The 17,296-nt window shown below is 74.1% G+C and carries 17 protein-coding genes; 6 read left to right on the plus strand and 11 right to left on the minus strand.

Annotated features, from left to right (window positions below):
- The first annotated feature begins 31 nt into the window (after positions 1-31).
- The 3 genes from HPC71_RS19825 (at position 32) to HPC71_RS19835 (ending at position 3,712) form a co-directional block, all read left to right on the plus strand.
- Positions 32-610: an RNA polymerase sigma factor gene (locus HPC71_RS19825; protein ID WP_154612507.1), complete on the plus strand. Its 579-nt coding sequence runs from the start codon at positions 32-34 to the stop codon at positions 608-610.
- Complete coding sequence (locus tag HPC71_RS19830) at positions 607-2,121, plus strand: M1 family metallopeptidase (protein ID WP_154616580.1); 1,515 nt, start codon at positions 607-609, stop codon at positions 2,119-2,121. Before HPC71_RS19825 ends, HPC71_RS19830 begins: the two co-directional genes overlap by 4 nt.
- Before the next feature lie 88 nt (positions 2,122-2,209).
- Positions 2,210-3,712: a carboxyl transferase domain-containing protein gene (locus tag HPC71_RS19835; protein ID WP_154612505.1), complete on the plus strand. Its 1,503-nt coding sequence runs from the start codon at positions 2,210-2,212 to the stop codon at positions 3,710-3,712.
- Here HPC71_RS19835 and HPC71_RS19840 read toward each other — a convergent pair.
- From HPC71_RS19840 to pdhA, 4 genes are all read right to left on the minus strand, one after another.
- Complete coding sequence (locus HPC71_RS19840; RefSeq protein ID WP_154616579.1) at positions 3,709-5,016, minus strand: serine/threonine-protein kinase; 1,308 nt, start codon at positions 5,014-5,016, stop codon at positions 3,709-3,711. The genes HPC71_RS19835 and HPC71_RS19840 overlap by 4 nt on opposite strands.
- 95 nt (positions 5,017-5,111) lie before the next feature.
- Entirely contained in the window at positions 5,112-6,578 is a 1,467-nt protein-coding gene (locus tag HPC71_RS19845) for a dihydrolipoamide acetyltransferase family protein (RefSeq protein WP_154616578.1), read from the minus strand.
- A 9-nt stretch (positions 6,579-6,587) separates the two neighbouring features.
- Positions 6,588-7,592, minus strand: a complete 1,005-nt coding sequence (locus tag HPC71_RS19850; protein ID WP_154616577.1) for an alpha-ketoacid dehydrogenase subunit beta — start codon at positions 7,590-7,592, stop codon at positions 6,588-6,590.
- A gap of 1 nt (position 7,593) precedes the next feature.
- A complete protein-coding gene (pdhA, locus tag HPC71_RS19855; RefSeq protein ID WP_171897096.1) occupies positions 7,594-8,799 on the minus strand; it encodes a pyruvate dehydrogenase (acetyl-transferring) E1 component subunit alpha in 1,206 nt (401 codons plus the stop codon).
- 187 nt (positions 8,800-8,986) lie between these two features.
- Between pdhA and HPC71_RS19860 the strand changes: the two genes are divergently transcribed.
- A complete protein-coding gene (locus HPC71_RS19860; RefSeq protein WP_230084543.1) occupies positions 8,987-9,457 on the plus strand; it encodes an SRPBCC family protein in 471 nt (156 codons plus the stop codon).
- Between the two features lie 30 nt (positions 9,458-9,487).
- Here the strand turns inward: HPC71_RS19860 and HPC71_RS19865 are convergent, their stop codons facing one another.
- The 5 genes from HPC71_RS19865 to hisC all read right to left on the minus strand — a co-directional run bounded on the left by HPC71_RS19865 (position 9,488) and on the right by hisC (position 15,012).
- Complete coding sequence (locus HPC71_RS19865; RefSeq protein WP_154612501.1) at positions 9,488-10,006, minus strand: DUF1360 domain-containing protein; 519 nt, start codon at positions 10,004-10,006, stop codon at positions 9,488-9,490.
- 75 nt (positions 10,007-10,081) lie between these two features.
- On the minus strand, positions 10,082-11,020 hold the full coding sequence (locus HPC71_RS19870; protein WP_253943812.1) for a cation diffusion facilitator family transporter: 939 nt from the start codon (positions 11,018-11,020) through the stop codon (positions 10,082-10,084).
- Positions 11,021-11,048: 28 nt separating this feature from the next.
- Positions 11,049-12,065 (minus strand): glutathione S-transferase family protein, encoded by a 1,017-nt coding sequence (locus tag HPC71_RS19875; RefSeq protein WP_154616575.1) that lies wholly within the window; start codon positions 12,063-12,065, stop codon positions 11,049-11,051.
- A gap of 75 nt (positions 12,066-12,140) precedes the next feature.
- Entirely contained in the window at positions 12,141-13,826 is a 1,686-nt protein-coding gene (locus tag HPC71_RS19880; RefSeq protein WP_171897097.1) for a ribonuclease J, read from the minus strand.
- A gap of 115 nt (positions 13,827-13,941) precedes the next feature.
- Positions 13,942-15,012, minus strand: coding sequence for a histidinol-phosphate transaminase (hisC, locus tag HPC71_RS19885; RefSeq protein ID WP_171897098.1), 1,071 nt, complete (start codon positions 15,010-15,012; stop codon positions 13,942-13,944).
- A gap of 226 nt (positions 15,013-15,238) precedes the next feature.
- Between hisC and HPC71_RS19890 the strand changes: the two genes are divergently transcribed.
- Together HPC71_RS19890 and HPC71_RS19895 are read left to right on the plus strand one after the other, a co-directional pair.
- Positions 15,239-15,637 carry a DUF7674 family protein gene (locus tag HPC71_RS19890; protein WP_154616574.1) on the plus strand — a complete coding sequence of 133 codons (399 nt, stop codon included), beginning with the start codon at positions 15,239-15,241 and terminating at the stop codon, positions 15,635-15,637.
- On the plus strand, positions 15,634-15,936 hold the full coding sequence (locus HPC71_RS19895; RefSeq protein WP_154612496.1) for a hypothetical protein: 303 nt from the start codon (positions 15,634-15,636) through the stop codon (positions 15,934-15,936). Before HPC71_RS19890 ends, HPC71_RS19895 begins: the two co-directional genes overlap by 4 nt.
- 19 nt (positions 15,937-15,955) lie before the next feature.
- On the opposite strand, the gene HPC71_RS19900 is transcribed toward HPC71_RS19895, so the two are convergent.
- Positions 15,956-16,507, minus strand: coding sequence for a VanZ family protein (locus HPC71_RS19900; RefSeq protein WP_154612495.1), 552 nt, complete (start codon positions 16,505-16,507; stop codon positions 15,956-15,958).
- A gap of 10 nt (positions 16,508-16,517) precedes the next feature.
- A complete protein-coding gene (locus HPC71_RS19905) occupies positions 16,518-17,288 on the minus strand; it encodes a PH domain-containing protein (protein ID WP_154612494.1) in 771 nt (256 codons plus the stop codon).
- Positions 17,289-17,296 lie beyond the last annotated feature (8 nt).

Consider the following 17,296-nt stretch of genomic DNA (forward strand, 5'->3'; position numbering starts at 1 on the left):
ATGTTGCAGCCCACAGGGGAGGACATCCGACATGACGACGAGCCCGGGCAGCGAGGACGCGCAGGCACCGACCGCCGACGAGATCGACGACCTCGCGCGGCGCGCGCAGGCCGGCGACCGCGACGCGTTGGAGGACCTGCTCGCGGCGGTCCGCCCACGGGCGCTCAGCGTCTGCCGCGGGGTGCTGCCGCACTCCGCCGACGCCGAGGACGCCTGCCAGGAGGCCCTGCTGAACGTCGCCGGCAAGATCGGGTCGTGGGGCGGCCGCGGCCGGTTCACCACGTGGCTGCACGTCGTGGCGCTCAACAGCGCCCGGTCGACGTACCGCCGGCTGAAGAACCAGGCCTTCGCCAGCGACGTGCTGCCCGCCGAGCGGCCCGACCCGCGCACCACCTCGGTCATCGCCGGCACCCGGCTCGACCTGCTCGAGGCGATGGAGACCCTCGAGCGCGAGCACCCGCAGATGGTCGAGCCGCTGCTGCTGCGCGACGTCTACGGGCTGCCCTACGAGGAGATCGCCGCGCTGCTCGGCGCGCCGACCGGCACCGTCAAGGCGCAGATCCACCACGGCCGCAAGCTGGTCCGGCCGCTGCTGCGCGGTGACGCGTGACCCGCACCAGGCGTCCCGCCCGGCTGGTCCCGGCCCTGCTCGCCCTCGCGCTGCTGCCGCTCGCCGGCTGCACCGACACCGACACCGAGCCGCCTCCGCCGGACCCGGCCCCCTCGGCCGCGGCGGCGACCCGCGCGCCGGTCGCCCACCCCGCCCCCACCGAGCAGCCCGCGCCCGACGCGCTCGAGGAGGCCGTCAACGAGCCGCGGGAGGACTCGGTCTACCCCGACGTCGGCGACCCCGGCGTCGACGCGCTGCACTACGACCTCTCCCTCGACTGGGACCCCGAGACCCGCGTCCTCGACGGGCTCGAGCGGGTCCTGCTGCGCGCCACCGCGGACGACGACACCGTCCAGCTCGACCTCTCCCCCGCGCTGACCGTGCGCTCGGTGAGCGTCGACGGCGAGAAGGTCGACTTCCGCCACGCCGGCAAGGACCTCTACCTGCGCCAGGACGTCGTGGCCGACGAGCGCTACGAGGTGGTCGTCTCCTACTCCGGCACCCCGCGGCCGGCCGCGGCACCGACCACCCGCGGCGACTTCAGCACGACCGGGTGGACGACCACCGCCGACGGCTGGACCTGGACGATGCAGGAGCCCTACGGCGCCTACACCTGGTACGCCGTCAACGACCACCCCTCCGACAAGGCGCTCTACGACGTCACGGTCAGCGTGCCGAGCCCGTGGACCGGCATCAGCAACGGGGAGCTGGTCTCCCGCGAGGAGCGCGAGGGCCGCACGGTCACCCGGTGGCACCTGGCCGAGCCGGCCGCCTCCTACCTGGTCACCCTGGCCACCGGCGACTACACCAGCGCCGAGGCGACCTCGGCGAGCGGCGTGCCGGTGACGTGGTGGGTGCCGCGCGACCAGCCGCGGCTCGGCTCCGGCGCGACGACGATGGCCCGCGAGCTGGCGTGGCTCGAGGAGCGGCTGGGCCCCTACCCCTACGACACCGCCGGCGCGGTGCTCGTGGAGTCGCTCAGCGGCATGGAGACCCAGACCATGATCACCCTCGGGATCAGCGACTACACGCTCTCGGCCGCGGTGATCGTCCACGAGCTGGCCCACCACTGGTACGGCAACCAGGTCACGCCGGAGGACTGGCGCGACGTGTGGATGAACGAGGGCATGGCGATGTACCTCCAGATCCTCTGGCAGGTCGAGCAGGACGGCGGCGACCTCGAGACGGTGCTCGAGGAGTACGCCGTGCGCGAGGCGGAGGAGCGGGCGACGGCGGGCCCGCCGGGCGACTACGACCCGGCGACCTTCGGGGAGTCGAACATCTACTACGGCCCCATGCTCATGTGGCACGAGCTGCGCCGACGGCTCGCGGCCCGGTCGGGGAGCGACGCGGACTTCTGGGCGCTCGTGCGCGCGTGGCCGGCCTCGCGGGACAACGGCACCGCCGACCGCGAGGAGTACCTCGCCTGGGTCGAGGCGGAGACCGGGCTGGAGCTCTCGGCGTTCTTCGACCGGTGGCTGATGGGCGCCACCACCCCGGCCCGCTCCTAGCGGCTTCGGCAGGGGTTGCCCACGCGCCCCGGCCGCTTCGTCAACGGTCGCTGGCGGCAGGCCGGGCGCGAGCCGTTAGGTTCGCAGCATGGGCCGACCGAACGCTCGACCGAACGCTGCCACGCTGATCGACCTGGTGCTCGACGAGGGCTCGTGGGTCTCCTGGGACACCCGCCCCGAGCGGGCCGGGATCACCGAGGAGTACGCCGCCGAGCTGGCGCGAGCCGAGGAGAAGAGCGGCGTCGATGAGTCGGTGCTGACCGGCGAGGGGCTGATGCGCGGGCGACGCGTCGCGGTCATCGTCGGTGAGTTCGGGTTCCTCGCCGGCTCGATCGGGCGGGCCAGCGCGGACCGCATCGTCGCCGGCATCGAGCGCGCCACGGCCGAGGGGCTGCCGCTGCTCGCGGCGCCGGTCAGCGGCGGCACCCGCATGCAGGAGGGCACGCCGGCGTTCGTGCAGATGGTGCGGATCAGCCAGGCGGTCGCCGCGCACAAGGCCGCCGAGCTGCCCTACCTGGTCTACCTGCGCCACCCCACCACCGGCGGGGTCATGGCCTCGTGGGGCTCGCTCGGGCACGTGACGGTCGGCGAGCCGGGCGCGCTGCTCGGCTTCCTCGGCCCGCGGGTCTACGAGGCGCTCTACGGCAAGCCGTTCCCCGAGGGCGTGCAGACCGCGGAGAACCTCCACGCCCACGGCATCATCGACGCCGTCGTCGCCCCCGAGGACATCGCCGAGATCCTCGACCGCGCGCTGACCGTCATCCTCTCCCCGCGCCACGGCTTCACGACGACCCCGCTCGACGCGGACGCGACGTACGACGAGCCGGGCTCCGCGCCCGAGGTCGAGACGTGGGACGCGGTCACCCGCTCCCGGCGCCCGGACCGCCCCGGCGTGCGCCGCCTGCTGCGGTACGCCGCCAGCGACGTCGTCCCGCTCAACGGCACCGGCCAGGGCGAGCAGGACCCGGGGATGTTCATCGGGCTGGTCCGGTTCGGCGAGGCGCCGTGCGTCTTCCTCGGCCAGGACCGCCGCGGGCAGACCGCCGAGCAGCCGCTGGGGCCCGGGGCGCTGCGGGAGGCCCGCCGCGGCATGCGGCTCGCCTCCGAGCTCGGCCTGCCGCTGGTGACCGCGATCGACACCCGCGGCGCCGCGCTGTCCGCCGACGCCGAGAACGGCGGCCTGGCCGGCGAGATCGCCCGCTGCCTGGCCGACCTGGTCACCCTCGACGCCCCGACCCTGTGCCTGATGCTCGGCGAGGGCAACGGCGGCGGCGCGCTCGCGCTGCTGCCGGCCGACCGGGTGCTGGCCGCCCAGCACGCCTGGCTCTCCCCGCTGCCGCCGGAGGGGGCGAGCGCGATCGTGCACCGCGACCTCGACCACGCGCCGGAGATGGCCCGCAAGCAGCAGGTGCGCGCCCTCGACCTGCACCGGCTCGGCATCGTCGACCGGGTGGTCGCGGAGCGGCCCGACGCCGCCGACGAGGCCGAGGCGTTCTGCCGGCGGGTCGGCGCCGTGCTCGAGCAGGAGCTCGCGGCGCTGCTCGAGTCCGGCCCCGGGAGCCCCGAGGACCGCGCCCGCCGCTACGTCTAGCCGTCGCCCGCGGCGCCGACGCAGGCGGTGAGCGCGGCGGCGACGGCGGCGCGCATCTGGTCGGTCATCTCCGCGGAGGGCCGGTCGACGAAGGTCGAGTCCTCGGTGAGGAACCCGTCGGCGCGCAGCTGGGACAGGCCGGTCCCGTCGACCCAGTGCTCGGCCATGCAGACCGCGATCCCCGACCGGGCGGCGGCCTCCCCGAGCTGCTCCTCGAACGCCGCGGCGACGCTCGCGACGGCCCGTCCGCGGTCCAGCGACGGGGCACCGCCGGTCGCCTCGTCGTCCTCCTCGCCCCAGGTCAGGGCCCAGGCCACGACGCCGACCACGGCGAGCACGAGGATCGCGGCCACCAGCGCGACCAGCCGGCGCCGGGCGTGCGGCGGGGGCGGCAGCGGTGCGGCCGCGGGCGGGTCGACGGCGTCGACCGGCACGACCGGGCCGCCGGCCGGCAGCCGCAGCAGGTCGCGCAGGTCCTCGCGCAGCGGCCTCGCGTCGGCGTACCGCTGGGCCGGGTCCTTGGCCATCGCCGTGGCCAGCACCCGGTTCACCCCCTCGACCAGGGGACCCTCGCCGGGCAGCCGCGGCACGGGCTGCTCGCGGTGGGCGGTCACCAGCTCCCACTCCGAGGCGCCGGAGTACGGCGGGGACCCGGTGAGCGTGGTCCACAGCAGGCAGCCGAGGGAGTAGACGTCGGTGCGCGCGCTCGCCTTGGCGCCGGTGTGCAGCTCGGGGGCCATGAAGTCCGGGGTGCCGGCCGTGCCGGCGGCGGTCGCGGTGTGGTCGGCGTCGGCCTCGCGGACGATGCCGAAGTCGCCGAGGTAGGCGGTGACGCCGTCCTCGCGCCGGCGCAGCAGCACGTTGGAGGGCTTGACGTCGCGGTGCACGAAGCCGGCCGCGTGGACGTCGGCGAGCCCCGCCGCGACCTGGGCGACGATGTCGACGGCCGCCTCCAGCGGTGGCGCGCCGTGGGTGCGCAGCGCGTCGGCCAGGTCGCCGTCGGGGATGTGCTGGGTGACCAGGTAGAGCCGGCCGTCGACCTCGCCGTGGTCGTAGACGTGGACCACGTGCGGGGAGTCCAGGGACGCCTGGGCCTGCGCCTCGCGCACGAACCGGTCGCGGAAGCCCGCGTCCCCCGCGAGCTGCGGCGCGATCACCTTGACCGCGACCTGCCGGTGCAGCCGGGTGTCGAGCGCCTCGTAGACCCAGCCCATCCCGCCCGAGCCGATCCGGGCGCCGAGCATGTACGGCCCGAGCCGCTCGCCGACCTCGGGGTAGCCCCCGTCCTCCGCGTCCTTGGTCACGGGTTCCGCTTACCCCGTAGCCCCCCTCGTGATGCCAGCGTGATGCCCAGCGTGCGCTCCGGCGCACGCTGGGCATCACGAGGCGGGTGGGCGGGTCAGAACAGCAGCGCGTTCGCCGGGTCGCGCAGGATCGAGGCCACGTCGGCGAGGAACCGCGAGCCCTTCTCCCCGTCGATGTGGCGGTGGTCGAAGGAGAGCGCCAGCGTCGTCACGTCGCGCGCGACGATCTCGCCGGTCTCCTCATCGACCCAGGGCCGCTTCGCGATCGCGCCGAAGCAGAGGATCGCCGACTCGCCGGGGTTGATGATCGGCGTGCCCGCGTCGATGCCGAAGACGCCCACGTTGGTGATCGTGAACGTCCCCCCGCTCATCTCCGCCGGCTGCGTCCGGCCCTGGCGGGCGGTGTCGGTGAGCTCCTCGAGCGCGCCGGCGAGCTCGACCAGCGACATCGCGTCGGCGTCCTTGATGTTCGGCACGACCAGCCCGCGCGGGGTGGCCGCGGCGATGCCGAGGTTGACGTAGCCCTTGAGCACGACCTCCTGGGCGGCCTCGTCCCACCAGGAGTTGATCTCCGGCGTACGCCGCATGGCCAGCATCGCGGCGCGGGCGAGCACGAGCAGCGGGCTGACCTTGACCCCCCGCAGGTCGCGGGAGGACCGGAGGCGCTCGACGAGGCGCATCGTCGCGGTCACGTCGACGGTCACCCACTCGGTGACGTGCGGGCTGGTGAACGCCGACTGCGTCATCGCCTGCGCCATCGCCCGGCGCACGCCCTTGACCGGCTCGCGGGTCTCGCGGGCGCCGGCCATCGGGTGCACGCCCGGCCGGCCGAGGTCGGCGTACGCCGCCGGCATCGCGACCGCGGGCTCCGGCTCGACCACGGGCTTGATCACGGCGGCGCCGCTCGCGGCCTGCTCCACGTCGGCCCGGGTGACCGTGCCGTGCGGCCCGGTGGGGGTCACCGAGGCCAGGTCGACCCCGAGGTCCTTGGCGAGCCGGCGCACCGGCGGCTTGGCCAGCACCTGCTCGCGCACCGGCAGCGGCGGGGCCGTCGTGGCCGGCACGGCCGGCTCGTCGGCCTCCACGACCGGCTCGGACCGGGCGCCCCCGGGCGCGAACGCGCCCTGCACCTGCATCTGGGTCGCCGCGGCCGCCTCGGTCGACGGCGAGGCCGAGCCCTTGCGGGGCCGGCGCATCGGGCCGCGCTCGGCCTTGTTCCGGCCGACCAGCGACTCGCCCTCCCCGCCGCCGCTGGCCGCGGGGTTGGACAGGTCGATGACCATGTCCCCGCCCATCGGCGCGGCGGGGGCGGGCGCGGGCGCCTCGCCGGGGGCGCCGATCGCGATGATCGGCGTGCCGACCGCGACGGTCTCCCCCTCGGCCACGAGCAGGGCGCTGACCGTGCCGGCGTACGGCGAGGGCAGCTCGACCAGGGACTTGGCGGTCTCGATCTCGACCACCACGTCGTTGATGTCGACGGTGTCGCCGACCTTGACCTTCCAGGAGACGATCTCGGCCTCGATCAGGCCCTCGCCGACGTCGGGCAGGAGGTACTCGGGCATGCGTCCTCCTCAGATCGCGAGCGAGCGGTCGACGGCGTCGAGGACGCGGTCGAGGTCGGGCAGGAAGTCCTCCTCGATGCGCGAGGGCGGGTACGGCGTGTCGAACCCGCCCACCCGCAGCACCGGCGCCTCGAGGGAGTAGAAGCACTCCTCGGTGATCCGGGCGGCGAGCTCCGCGCCCATGCCGAGGTTGACGTGCGCCTCGTGGCACACCACCGCGCGGCCGGTGCGGCGCACCGACTCGTACACCGGGCCCATGTCGAGCGGGGAGAGCGTGCGCAGGTCGATGACCTCCAGCGAGCGGCCCTCGTTCGAGGCGGCCTCGGCGGCCTTGAGCGCGGTCTTCACCGTCGGGCCGTAGGCGAGCACCGTGACGTCGGTGCCGCGGCGCACCAGCCGCGAGGAGAACAGCGGGTCGGGCGTGAGCGCGACGTCGAGGTCGGCCTTGTCGGCGTGGTACTGCCGCTTGGGCTCGAGGAAGACCACCGGGTCGTCGCAGGCGATGGCCTGCTGGAGCATCCAGTAGCCGTCGACGGGGTTGGAGCAGGCGACCACCTTGAGGCCCGGCGTGTGCGCGAACTGCGCCTCGGGCGACTCGCTGTGGTGCTCGACCGCACCGATGCCGCCGCCGAACGGGATCCGGATGACCATCGGCATCCGCGAGCGGCCCTGGCTGCGGAAGTGCATCTTCGCGACCTGGCAGACGATCTGGTCGTAGGCGGGGTAGACGAACCCGTCGAACTGGATCTCGACCACGGGCCGGTAGCCGCGCAGCGCGAGGCCGACCGCGGTGCCGACGATGCCGGACTCCGCCAGCGGGGAGTCGATGACCCGGTCCTCGCCGAAGTCCTTCTGCAGGCCGTCGGTGATCCGGAAGACGCCGCCGAGCTTGCCGACGTCCTCGCCCATGACCAGGACCTTCTCGTCGTCCTCCATCGCGGCGCGCAGGCCCATGTTCAGGGCCTTCGCCAGGGTGACCTTCTGGGTGCCGGTGCCGGTGTGGGTGTCGGTCATCTCAGGCCTCCCCGTGCGCTGCGTCGAACTGGTTGTCGAACTGGTTGTGGTCGAACTGGGCGGCGTAGGCCGCGAAGCCGTCGCGCTGGGCGGCGAGCTCCTCGGTCATCTCGGCGTAGACGTGGTCGAAGATGCTCAGCGCCCGCGGGTCGGGCATCGCCTTGCAGCCCTCGCGCAGCGTCGCGCCGAGCTGGTCGGCCTCCTCGGCGAGGTCGCCGAAGAAAGACCCCTCGGCCAGGCCGTTGCGCTTGAGGTAGACCTCCAGCCGCGCGATCGGGTCCTTGAGCTTCCAGTGCTCCAGGTCGTCGGAGAGCCGGTAGCGGGTCGGGTCGTCGGTGGTCGTGTGGGCACCCATCCGGTAGGTGTAGGCCTCCACCAGCGTCGGGCCCTGGCCCTCCCGGGCCCGCTGCAGCGCCGCCTGGGTCACGGCGTACGTCGCCAGCACGTCGTTGCCGTCGACCCGCACGCCGGGGAAGCCGAACCCGAGCGCGCGCTGGTAGAGCGGGATCCGCGTCTGGCGCTCGATCGGCTCGGAGATGGCCCACTGGTTGTTCTGGCAGAAGAAGACGACCGGGGCGTTGTACGACGCCGCGAAGATGAACGCCTCGTTCACGTCGCCCTGGCTGGAGGCGCCGTCGCCGAAGTGCGCGAGGACCGCGGCGTCCCGGTCGGGGTCGCCGGTGCCGACGACGCCGTCGCGCTGCATGCCCATCGCGTAGCCGGTGGCGTGCAGGGTCTGGGCGCCGATGACGATCGTGTAGAGCCCGAAGTGGAACTCCTCGGGGTCCCACGAGCCCTGGTCGACACCGCGGAAGAGGCCGAGCAGGCGCAGCGGGTCCAGGCCGCGGCACCAGGCGACGCCGTGCTCGCGGTAGGTCGGGAAGACGTGGTCCTGGTCGCGCAGCGCCCGGCCGGCGCCGATCTGCGCGGCCTCCTGGCCGAGCAGCTGGGCCCAGATGCCGAGCTCGCCGTGGCGCTGGAGGGCGGTGGCCTCGGTGTCGATCCGCCGGGTCAGCACCATGTCGCGGTAGAACCCGCGCAGCTGCTCGGCGGAGAAGTCCAGGTCGAACTGCTCGAACTCGGGAGGGAGGTCGTGGACCCGCTCGCCCTCGGGGGTCAGCAGCTGGACGAGCTCGGGCCCGCCGTCTCGTTGCGAGGGGCCGAAGACCTCCGCGAGGTCGGGGCCGAATCCGGACGTGTGGCTCACGGGCGCGCTCCTTCGTGGTCACCGGCACCCGGGATCCCCGGTCGCCGGGTGGCGAGGGTCCCCGGCCGGCGGGCGCGGGGGTGGTGCGCCTTGTGACCGGGACCACAGTCGTGGTGGGCACAACGTACCGGCGCCTCCCGCGCGCACGCCAACCACCCGGCTGGGGCGGCCCCGCTAGGTTCGGGCCATGAGCGACGACACCGACATGCGCGTCTCCGCCACCGAGCTGATCGCCGCACCGCCCGAGGCGGTCTTCGCGATCCTCGCCGACCCGCGCCAGCACCCCCGGATCGACGGCTCCGGCACCGTGCGCGGGTCGATCTCCGGGCCCGAGCGGCTCAGCCTGGGCTCGACGTTCGGGATGAGCATGAAGATGGGCGCGCCCTACCGCATCCGCAACAAGGTCGTGGAGTTCGAGGAGGGCCGGCTCATCGCCTGGAAGCACCTCGGCCCGCACCGCTGGCGCTACGAGCTCGAGCCGGTCGACCTGGCCGGCACCCCGGGCACCCGGGTCACCGAGACCTGGGACGCGACGTACTACCCCGGCCTCGGGCGGGCCGCGCTGCGCCGCCTCGGGATCCCGGAGAAGAACCGCCGCGGCATCGAGGGCACGCTGCCCAAGCTCAAGGCCGCCGCCGAGGACGACGCCGGCCGCTGAGCAGGCTCCCCCGGCCGGTCAGGGGCCGGGTCAGTCGCCGCGCAGCCGCGAGTAGGCGTGCTGGAGGGTGTCGGAGAGCGCGGTGACCGCGAACAGCGCCGCCCAGGCCCGGGTGGGCCGCGGCGCGAGGTTGAGGCCCGCGATGTAGGCGGTGCCGACCCACACGCCGAGGCAGAACGGGCAGGTGATCAGCTTCCCGATCGTGGCGCGCAGCCGGCCGTCGTCCTCCCGCGCGCTCTCCACGTGCTCCCCGGAGCCGGCGGCCCCCTCGAACCGGGTGAACGGCGCCCGCACCGGCGCCGCCACCGAGGACCGCGACACCAGCCGGGTGAACTTGTGCACCGCCAGGCCGCCGAGCGCGATGTCGGCGAGGTCGTAGCGCTCGGCGAGGTGGTGGCCCGACGCCGAGCCCGCCGCGGCGATGCCGGCGAGGACCAGGCCGTACGTCGTCAGGCTGCCGGCGTACCCCTCGAGCTCGACCTCGCCGTCCGGGTCGTAGCCGTCGACGAGGCGGCCGACCGGGTGGGCATGGGTGTGCGCGGAGGTCATGGCCACCCGATGACCCGGCGGGCCGCGTCCCAGACGCGCCCGTCCGGGTGAGGCCGGCTGCTGCGCCGGCCGTGGTCAGTGGACCTCGCCGAGGTCCTCGTGCGCGCCGTGGGAGACCGGCTCGACCTGGAACGTCGCGTGCCGCACCCCGAAGTGCTCGGCCAGGCAGGCCCCGAGGTCGTCGAGCACCGGCCCGACGCCGCGGGCGGCCAGCGCCTCGTCGGTGACGGTCACGTGGGCCGAGAGGCTGGCGATGCCGCTGGTGATCGTCCAGGCGTGCAGGTCGTGCACGTCGACGACCCCGGACACGTGGGAGAGGTGGTGGCGCACGTCGTCGAGGTCGAGCCCGGCCGGGGCGAGCTCCAGGAGCACCGCCACGCTGTCGCGCAGCAGCACCCACGACCGCGGCGCGATGAGCACGGCGATGAGCAGCGAGGCGATCGGGTCGGCCCGGTCGAAGCCGGTCGTCCACGCGACCACGCCCGCGGCGAGCGCCAGCACCGACCCGAGGGTGTCGGCGAGCACCTCGTTGGTCGCCCCGCGCATGTTGAGCGAGCCGCTCGTCGAGCCGCGCAGGACCACCACGGCGACGAGGTTCGCGACCAGGCCGACGGCGGCGAAGCCGATCATCGGGCCGGCCTCGAGGTGGGAGTCGCCGCCGTCGAGCAGCCGGGCGACGCCGGCGTAGGCCAGGTAGACGCACACGCCGAGCAGCACCAGCGCGTTGACCAGGGCCGCGAGGATCTCCGCGCGGTGCAGGCCGAACGTCGAGCGCGGGCCGCCGCCGCGGGAGGCGACGTACGACGCCGCGAGCGCGAGCACCACCGCCGCCGCGTCGGTGGCCATGTGCCCGGCGTCGGCCAGCAGCGCCAGGGACCCGGTCAGCCAGGCGCCGACCAGCTCGACGACCAGCACGGTCGCGGTGATCGCGAGGACGACCTTCAGCCGCCGCCGGTCCTCCGCGCGGCCGGCGGCGTGCCCGTGCCCGTGGCCGTGCCCGTGTCCGTGTCCCACGCCCCCCATCCTGCCTGGGGGCGGCCCGTCACCAGGGGCGGATCGGCTCCCCGCCGAGCGCCTCGCGACCGTGCGGGGTCAGCCAGACGTCCGGGTCGGGCCCCTTCGGCACGATGCCGGTGGGGTTGATGTCGGTGTGGACGACGTAGTAGTGCGCCTTGATCTGGTCGAAGTCGATGGTCTCGCCGAAGCCGGGCATCTGGAACAGGTCGCGGGCGTAGGCCCACAGCACCGGCATCTCGCTCAGCTTGTTCCGGTTGCACTTGAAGTGGCCGTGGTAGACCGCGTCGAAGCGCACCAGGGTGGTGAACAGCCGGATGTCGGCCTCGGTGACGACCTCGCCCATGAGGAAGCGGCGGTCGGCGAGGCGCTCCTCGAGCCAGTCCATCGCGGTCCCGAGCCGGTCGTAGGCGTCGTCGTAGGCCTCCTGGGAGCCGGCGAAGCCGCAGCGGTAGACGCCGTTGTTGACCTCGGTGAAGATCCGCTTCATCACCGCCTCCATCTCTTCGCGGACCTCGTCGGGCCACAGGTCCGGGGCGCCGGGACGGTGGTGGTCGCGCCACTCGAAGGACAGGTCGTGGGTGATCCACGGGAAGTCGTTCGTGACGACCTTGCCGGAGGCGACCTCGACGATCGCCGGCACGGTGATCCCCTTGGGGTAGTCCGGGTAGCGCGCGACGTAGGCGTCCTGCAGCCGCTCGATCCCGAGCACCGGGTCCTTGCCGTCGGGGTCGAGGTCGAAGGTCCAGCTGCGCTTGTCGTGGGTGGGCCCGGGCATCCCGAGGGAGATGACGTCCTCGAGGCCGAGCAGCCGGCGCACGATGATCGCGCGGTTCGCCCACGGGCAGGCCTTGGCCGCGACCAGGCGGTAGCGGCCCGGCTCGACCGGCCACAGCTCACCCTCGACCGGCCCGTGCTCGGGGCGGCGCGGGGCGCCGTCGACGACCCGGGTGATCCGGTCCGGGATGTAGGACATGTCCCGGTCGAAGGCCTTGCCCTTCTCGGTGTACGTCGGCTTGTCGCTGTCCGTCGCCTGGGGAGCCATCCCCCCAGCGTAGGTGAAGACTCAACCACCCGGCGCCGCGCGGGGCCGGGGCGACCTGCCCCGGCCCGCGCGCGCTCAGGCGTCGATGACCAGCGGGATGATCAGCGGGCTGCGGCGGAACGCGCGGTGCGCCCAGCGCCCGATCTCGCGGCTCAGCAGCTGCTCGAGCTGCTGGGGGTCGCCGATCCCCTCGGAGGCCGCGCGGGCGAGCGTCTTCTCGATGACCTGGACGGCCGGGTCGAAGGCGTTCGGCTCGTGCACGAAGCCGCGGACGAGGAAGTCCGGCGGGTCGGCCAGCTTGCCGGTGTCGGCGTCGACGATCGCCAGGACGGTGACCACGCCCTCCTCGGCCAGCGTGCGGCGGTCCTTGAGGGTGGCCTCGGTGGCGCCGCCGACGGTCTGGGCGTCGACGTACACGTTGCCGGAGCGGACCTTGCCGACGATGCTGGCCTGGCCCTCGACGAGGTCGACGACGACGCCGTCCTCGGCGATGACCACGTGGTCCGCGGGCACGCCGGTGGCGATCGCGAGGTCGGCGTTGGCCTTGAGGTGGCGCCACTCGCCGTGCACCGGCATCACGTTGCGCGGCTTGACGATGTTGTAGCAGTAGACGAGCTCGCCGGCGCTGGCGTGGCCCGAGACGTGCACCTTGGCGTTGCCCTTGTGCACGACCTGCGCGCCCCAGCGGCTGAGGTTGTTGATCAGCCCGGAGATGGCGTTCTCGTTGCCGGGGACCGCGGAGCTGGCCATGAGGATCGTGTCGCCCTCGCCGACGCGGATCTTGTGGTCGCGGTTGGCCATCCGGGCCAGCGCGGCCATCGGCTCGCCCTGGGAGCCGGTGCACACCAGCGTCGCCTTGTTGGCCGGGAGCCGCTCGAGCTGGTCCAGCGGCACGATCAGGCCCTGCGGGACCTTGAGGTAGCCCAGGTCCTGCGCGACACCCATGTTGCGGACCATCGAGCGGCCCACGAAGGCCACCTTGCGGCCGTGCGCGTGGGCGGTGTCGAGGACCTGCTGGATGCGGTGCACGTGGCTGGCGAAGCTGGAGACGATGATCCGGCGCGGGGCGGTGCGGAAGACCTGCTCGATCGCCGGCGCGAGGTCGCGCTCGGACATCGTGAAGCCCGGGACCTCGGCGTTGGTGGAGTCGGTGAGGAAGAGGTCGACCCCCTCCTCGCCGAGCCGGGCGAAGCCGCGCAGGTCGGTGATCCGGCGGTCCAGCGGGAACTGGTCCATCTTGAAGTCGCCGGTGTGCAGCACCGTGCCGGCCGCGGTGCGGATGGCGACCGCGAGCCCGTCAGGGATGGAGTGGTTGACCGCGAGGAACTCCAGGTCGAAGCCGTCGTACTCCTTGCGGTCGCCCTCGGCGACCTCGTGCAGGACCGGGGTGATCCGGTGCTCCTTGAGCTTCTCCCGGATCAGCGCCAGCGTCAGCCGCGACCCGATGACCGGGATGTCGGCCCGCTCGCGCAGGAGGTACGGCACGCCGCCGATGTGGTCCTCGTGGCCGTGGGTGAGCACCAGGCCGACCACGGAGTCGAGGCGGTCCCGGATCCAGCTGAAGTCCGGGAGGATGACGTCGATGCCCGGCTGGTGCTCCTCGGGGAACAACACGCCGCAGTCGACGACCAGCAGCTTCCCGCGGTGCTCGAAGACGGTCATGTTGCGGCCGATCTCGCCGAGTCCACCGAGTCCGACGACGCGGAGGCCGTTGCGGGGGAGGCGGGGCGGCTTCTGGAGCTCGGGGTGCGGGTGGCTCACGTGGTGGTTCCGTTCGGGTCGCGGGTCGTGCGGGCAGCGGGCCCCATGGTCTCACCAGGTGCCCCGGATCGGGCCTCGGCGTGTCGCACGCCTCTCCGGGACCGGCCGGACCGGCTCACCGCGGGAACCTCGTGGCCAGGTCGAGCAGCCGGTCGTTGGCCTCCGGCTCGCCGATCGAGACCCGCGCGCCCTCCCCGGCGAAGGGCCGGACCACGATGCCGAGCTCGTCGGCGGCCAGCGCGAAGTCGGCCGTGCGCTCCCCCAGCCCGAACCAGACGAAGTTGCCCTGCGCGTCGGGCACGTCCCAGCCGCGCTCGCGCAGGCCCTCGACGACGCGGGTCCGCTCCGCGACGAGCGCCTCGACCCGCTCGAGCAGCTCGGCGCGTCGCTCCAGGCTCGCGATCGCCGCGACCTGGGCGACCGTCGAGACGCCGAACGGCAGGGAGACCGCCCGCAGCGCCGCCGCGATCGGGGCCGGCGCGACGGCGTACCCCACGCGGAAGCCCGCGAGGCCGTAGGCCTTGGAGAAGGTGCGGGTGAGGACGACGTTGTCGTGGCGGCGGTACGTCGCGATCCCGTCGACCGGGTCGTCGGTGCGCACGAACTCCAGGTAGGCCTCGTCGACGACGACCAGCACGTGGCCGGGCACCTGGGCGAGGAACGCGTCCAGCTCGGCCTGCGTGATCGCCGGCCCGGTCGGGTTGTTCGGCGTGCAGACCAGCACCACCTTGGTGCGGTCGGTGACCGCCGCGGCCATGGCGTCGAGGTCGTGCCGGCCGTCGGGGAGCAGCGGGACCCGCACCGAGGTCGCGGCCGCCGCGGTGACCGCGATCGGGTAGGCCTCGAAGGAGCGCCACGCGAAGACGACCTCGTCCCCGGGGTCGCAGAAGGCCTGGACGAGCTGGTAGATCAGCCCCACCGACCCGGTCGCCACCGAGAGGTGGTCGGCCGGCACCTCGAAGGTCTCGGCGAGCTTGGCGTAGAGCGCGGTCGACCCCATGTCGGGGTAGCGGTTCATCTGCCCCACGGCCTGCTGCACGGCCTCGACGACGCCGGGCAGCGGCGGGTAGGGGTTCTCGTTGCTGGAGAGCTTGTAGGAGACCATCCCCGGCCGGACCGCCGGCGGCTTCCCGGCGACGTACGGCGGGATGTCGGCGACGTTCGGGCGGGGCTGCGGGCTGCTCACGCCGCACAGGCTAGGCGCAGGTTTGAGCGCGCGCGGCCGGACGCGGCGAGGATCCCCACGCCCGTCATCGGGACAACGATCAGACCGGATCCGAGGAGCGGCCGATGTCGATCACCATGGCCCACGCGGCAATGCGGGACGCGATCAGGGACGTCGACCGGTGACCGGGCCGCCGCGGAGAACGTCATCCGCGACATGCGCGACGCGCTCGCAGGACGGTGACGACATGAGCGACGAGTACCAGGCCTTCATCGACGCCGTCCTGGAAGCGGCACCCGAGGTCGGGGACGCGCTGCGGGCGCAGGGCGAGGACACCGCACCAGACCTGGAGATCCCGGTGCTGTGGCTGGGCCTTGTCGGCCGCGCGGTGGCGACGTGCCTGCCCCGCATGTCTCCCGACGTCGCGAGCCGCGTCTTCGGAACGGTCGAGCACCACCTGGCCCACGGGTCGGAGTCGATGAGCACCGCCGTGGCCACCGGTTTCCTCGAGTCCGTCGCCGGGGCCGTGTCGGCGGACCGTCTGGCGCCGGACCTGCTTGCCGGCGTGTTGGGACCGGAGTCCCGCGCGTACATCGACGCCTGGGACCAGTTCACCCTGGGCCGTTCCAGCCTGGAGGGCTCGTGACCGCGCAGCGCCCCCTCGACGACGAGGGTGCCGAGCTCATCCGCTCCCGGCTCGGTGGCTTGCGTGACCTTCTCGCTCGGCGCGACCCGGCGTGGCCCTACTGGTCGGCCATCGGCGACGAGGCCGCAGTGCGACGTCTCGCCGCAGCCGTGGAGCGGGTCGTCGACGGTCGTTCCAGCGTGCAGGAACTGGTCAGCGACCCGGGCTTCCAGGCGCTGGCGTTCGCCGGCATGTCGGACGCCCACGCCGCGTGGCAGGAGCTGGACCCCGCAGAGAAGCGACGGCTCCTCGAGCAGTGACGCGAGCCCCCAGGTCCCGCTAGCGCCAGCGCCAGGGCCGCAGCACCAGCGCGAGGACCAGGCCGATCCCGACGCCGATCGCGGCGCCGAGGACGTTGTCGACGACGTCGGTGACGTCGCAGGCGCGGTCGAGGCGGGCGAGGACGAGCTGGGTGAGCTCGATGCCGACCGAGCACGCCGCCAGGAACGCCAGCCCGAACGGCGCGACCACGAAGGCGCCGCGCGCGCTCCGGGCGGCCGCGAGCACGAACAGCGCCCCGGAGGGCACGAACACCACGGTGTTGAGCAGCCGCTGGCCGCCGGAGAAGATCCAGAACCCCTCCGGCGCCGGCCCGCCGAGGTCCCACGAGCACGAGTCCAGCCGGCCCTCGGCGGGGACGATGCCGGGCGCGCCGTTGGCCGGGATGAGCGTGATGAAGCCGATCACCGTCAGCGACCAGACGAACGCCGCGATCGAGCCGGCGCGGAACCCACCGAGCCGGCGGCGCAGCGCCAGGTGGAGCAGCAGGCACACGGCCGCGGACGCGACGATGCCCAGCAGCATCACGCCCACGCCACCGACCGGGAACACGCCCCGGAGGCTAGCCGCCGGCTCCGAGACCGTGCAGCGCCGCGTCGGTGCCGAGGGCGGCCCGGCGCCCCCGGTCGGTGCGGCACGCCTCGACCAGCGCGGCGAGGAGCGCGGCGTCGGAGGCGAGGAAGCCGACGGGCACCGAGACCTCCTCGGCGGAGGCCCGGAGGACGAGCCGGCGGCCCGGGTCGGCCACCAGGTCGACCCGCGCCAGGTCGGCCCACGGCAGCCGCGTCTCGCTGCTCCAGCCCCGCCAGGTCACCCCCGCCTCGTCGAGCACCAGGGCGGGCAGGTGGATGCGCCCGGCGAGCACCCGGACCAGCACCGGCAGGCCGAGCGGGAGCAGCAGCACGGCCAGCACCAGCGCGAAGGTGGAGCTGCCCACGGGCTCGCCCAGGATCCGGGCGCCCAGCAGCGTCACCGGCAGCAGCAGGCTGAGGACCAGGAGCCCGAGGAGGAGGCCTCCGAGCGGCCGCGAGCCGGGCAGGCCGAGCCGGCCGGGGGACTCCTCGACGAGCAGCCGACCCGACCGGGTCAGCGTCGAGCCGAGCAGCACGAGCGCCCAGCCGCCGAGCAGCAGCGCCGTGGCCTCGAGCGCCACGGCCGCGCCCCAGGCGCCGGTGGGCGCCGCCGTCCAGACCCCCGCCCCGGCGAGCACGACGGCCACGGCGATGAGCAGGTGCGTGCCGACCGCGCGCCCCCACGGCACCCGCGGTCCGGGAAGGCCGGCGGGGAGGCGCACCACGCGCCGGCGGGCTGGCTGGGTCGTCTGCTGGTCCACGTCTCGAC

Origin of the sequence: Nocardioides marmotae (assembly GCF_013177455.1) — a bacterium.
Taxonomy (GTDB): Bacteria; Actinomycetota; Actinomycetes; order Propionibacteriales; family Nocardioidaceae; genus Nocardioides; species Nocardioides marmotae.

Coding starts and splice junctions, on each gene's coding strand:
- HPC71_RS19825 (WP_154612507.1), top strand. CDS start 32: ATGACGACGAGCCCGGGCAGCGAGGACGCGCAGGCACCGACCGCCGAC.
- HPC71_RS19835 (WP_154612505.1), top strand. CDS start 2,210: ATGGGCCGACCGAACGCTCGACCGAACGCTGCCACGCTGATCGACCTG.
- HPC71_RS19850 (WP_154616577.1), bottom strand. CDS start 7,592: ATGACCGACACCCACACCGGCACCGGCACCCAGAAGGTCACCCTGGCG.
- HPC71_RS19865 (WP_154612501.1), bottom strand. CDS start 10,006: ATGACCTCCGCGCACACCCATGCCCACCCGGTCGGCCGCCTCGTCGAC.
- HPC71_RS19875 (WP_154616575.1), bottom strand. CDS start 12,065: ATGGCTCCCCAGGCGACGGACAGCGACAAGCCGACGTACACCGAGAAG.
- HPC71_RS19845 (WP_154616578.1), bottom strand. CDS start 6,578: ATGCCCGAGTACCTCCTGCCCGACGTCGGCGAGGGCCTGATCGAGGCC.
- HPC71_RS19890 (WP_154616574.1), top strand. CDS start 15,239: ATGAGCGACGAGTACCAGGCCTTCATCGACGCCGTCCTGGAAGCGGCA.
- HPC71_RS19860 (WP_230084543.1), top strand. CDS start 8,987: ATGAGCGACGACACCGACATGCGCGTCTCCGCCACCGAGCTGATCGCC.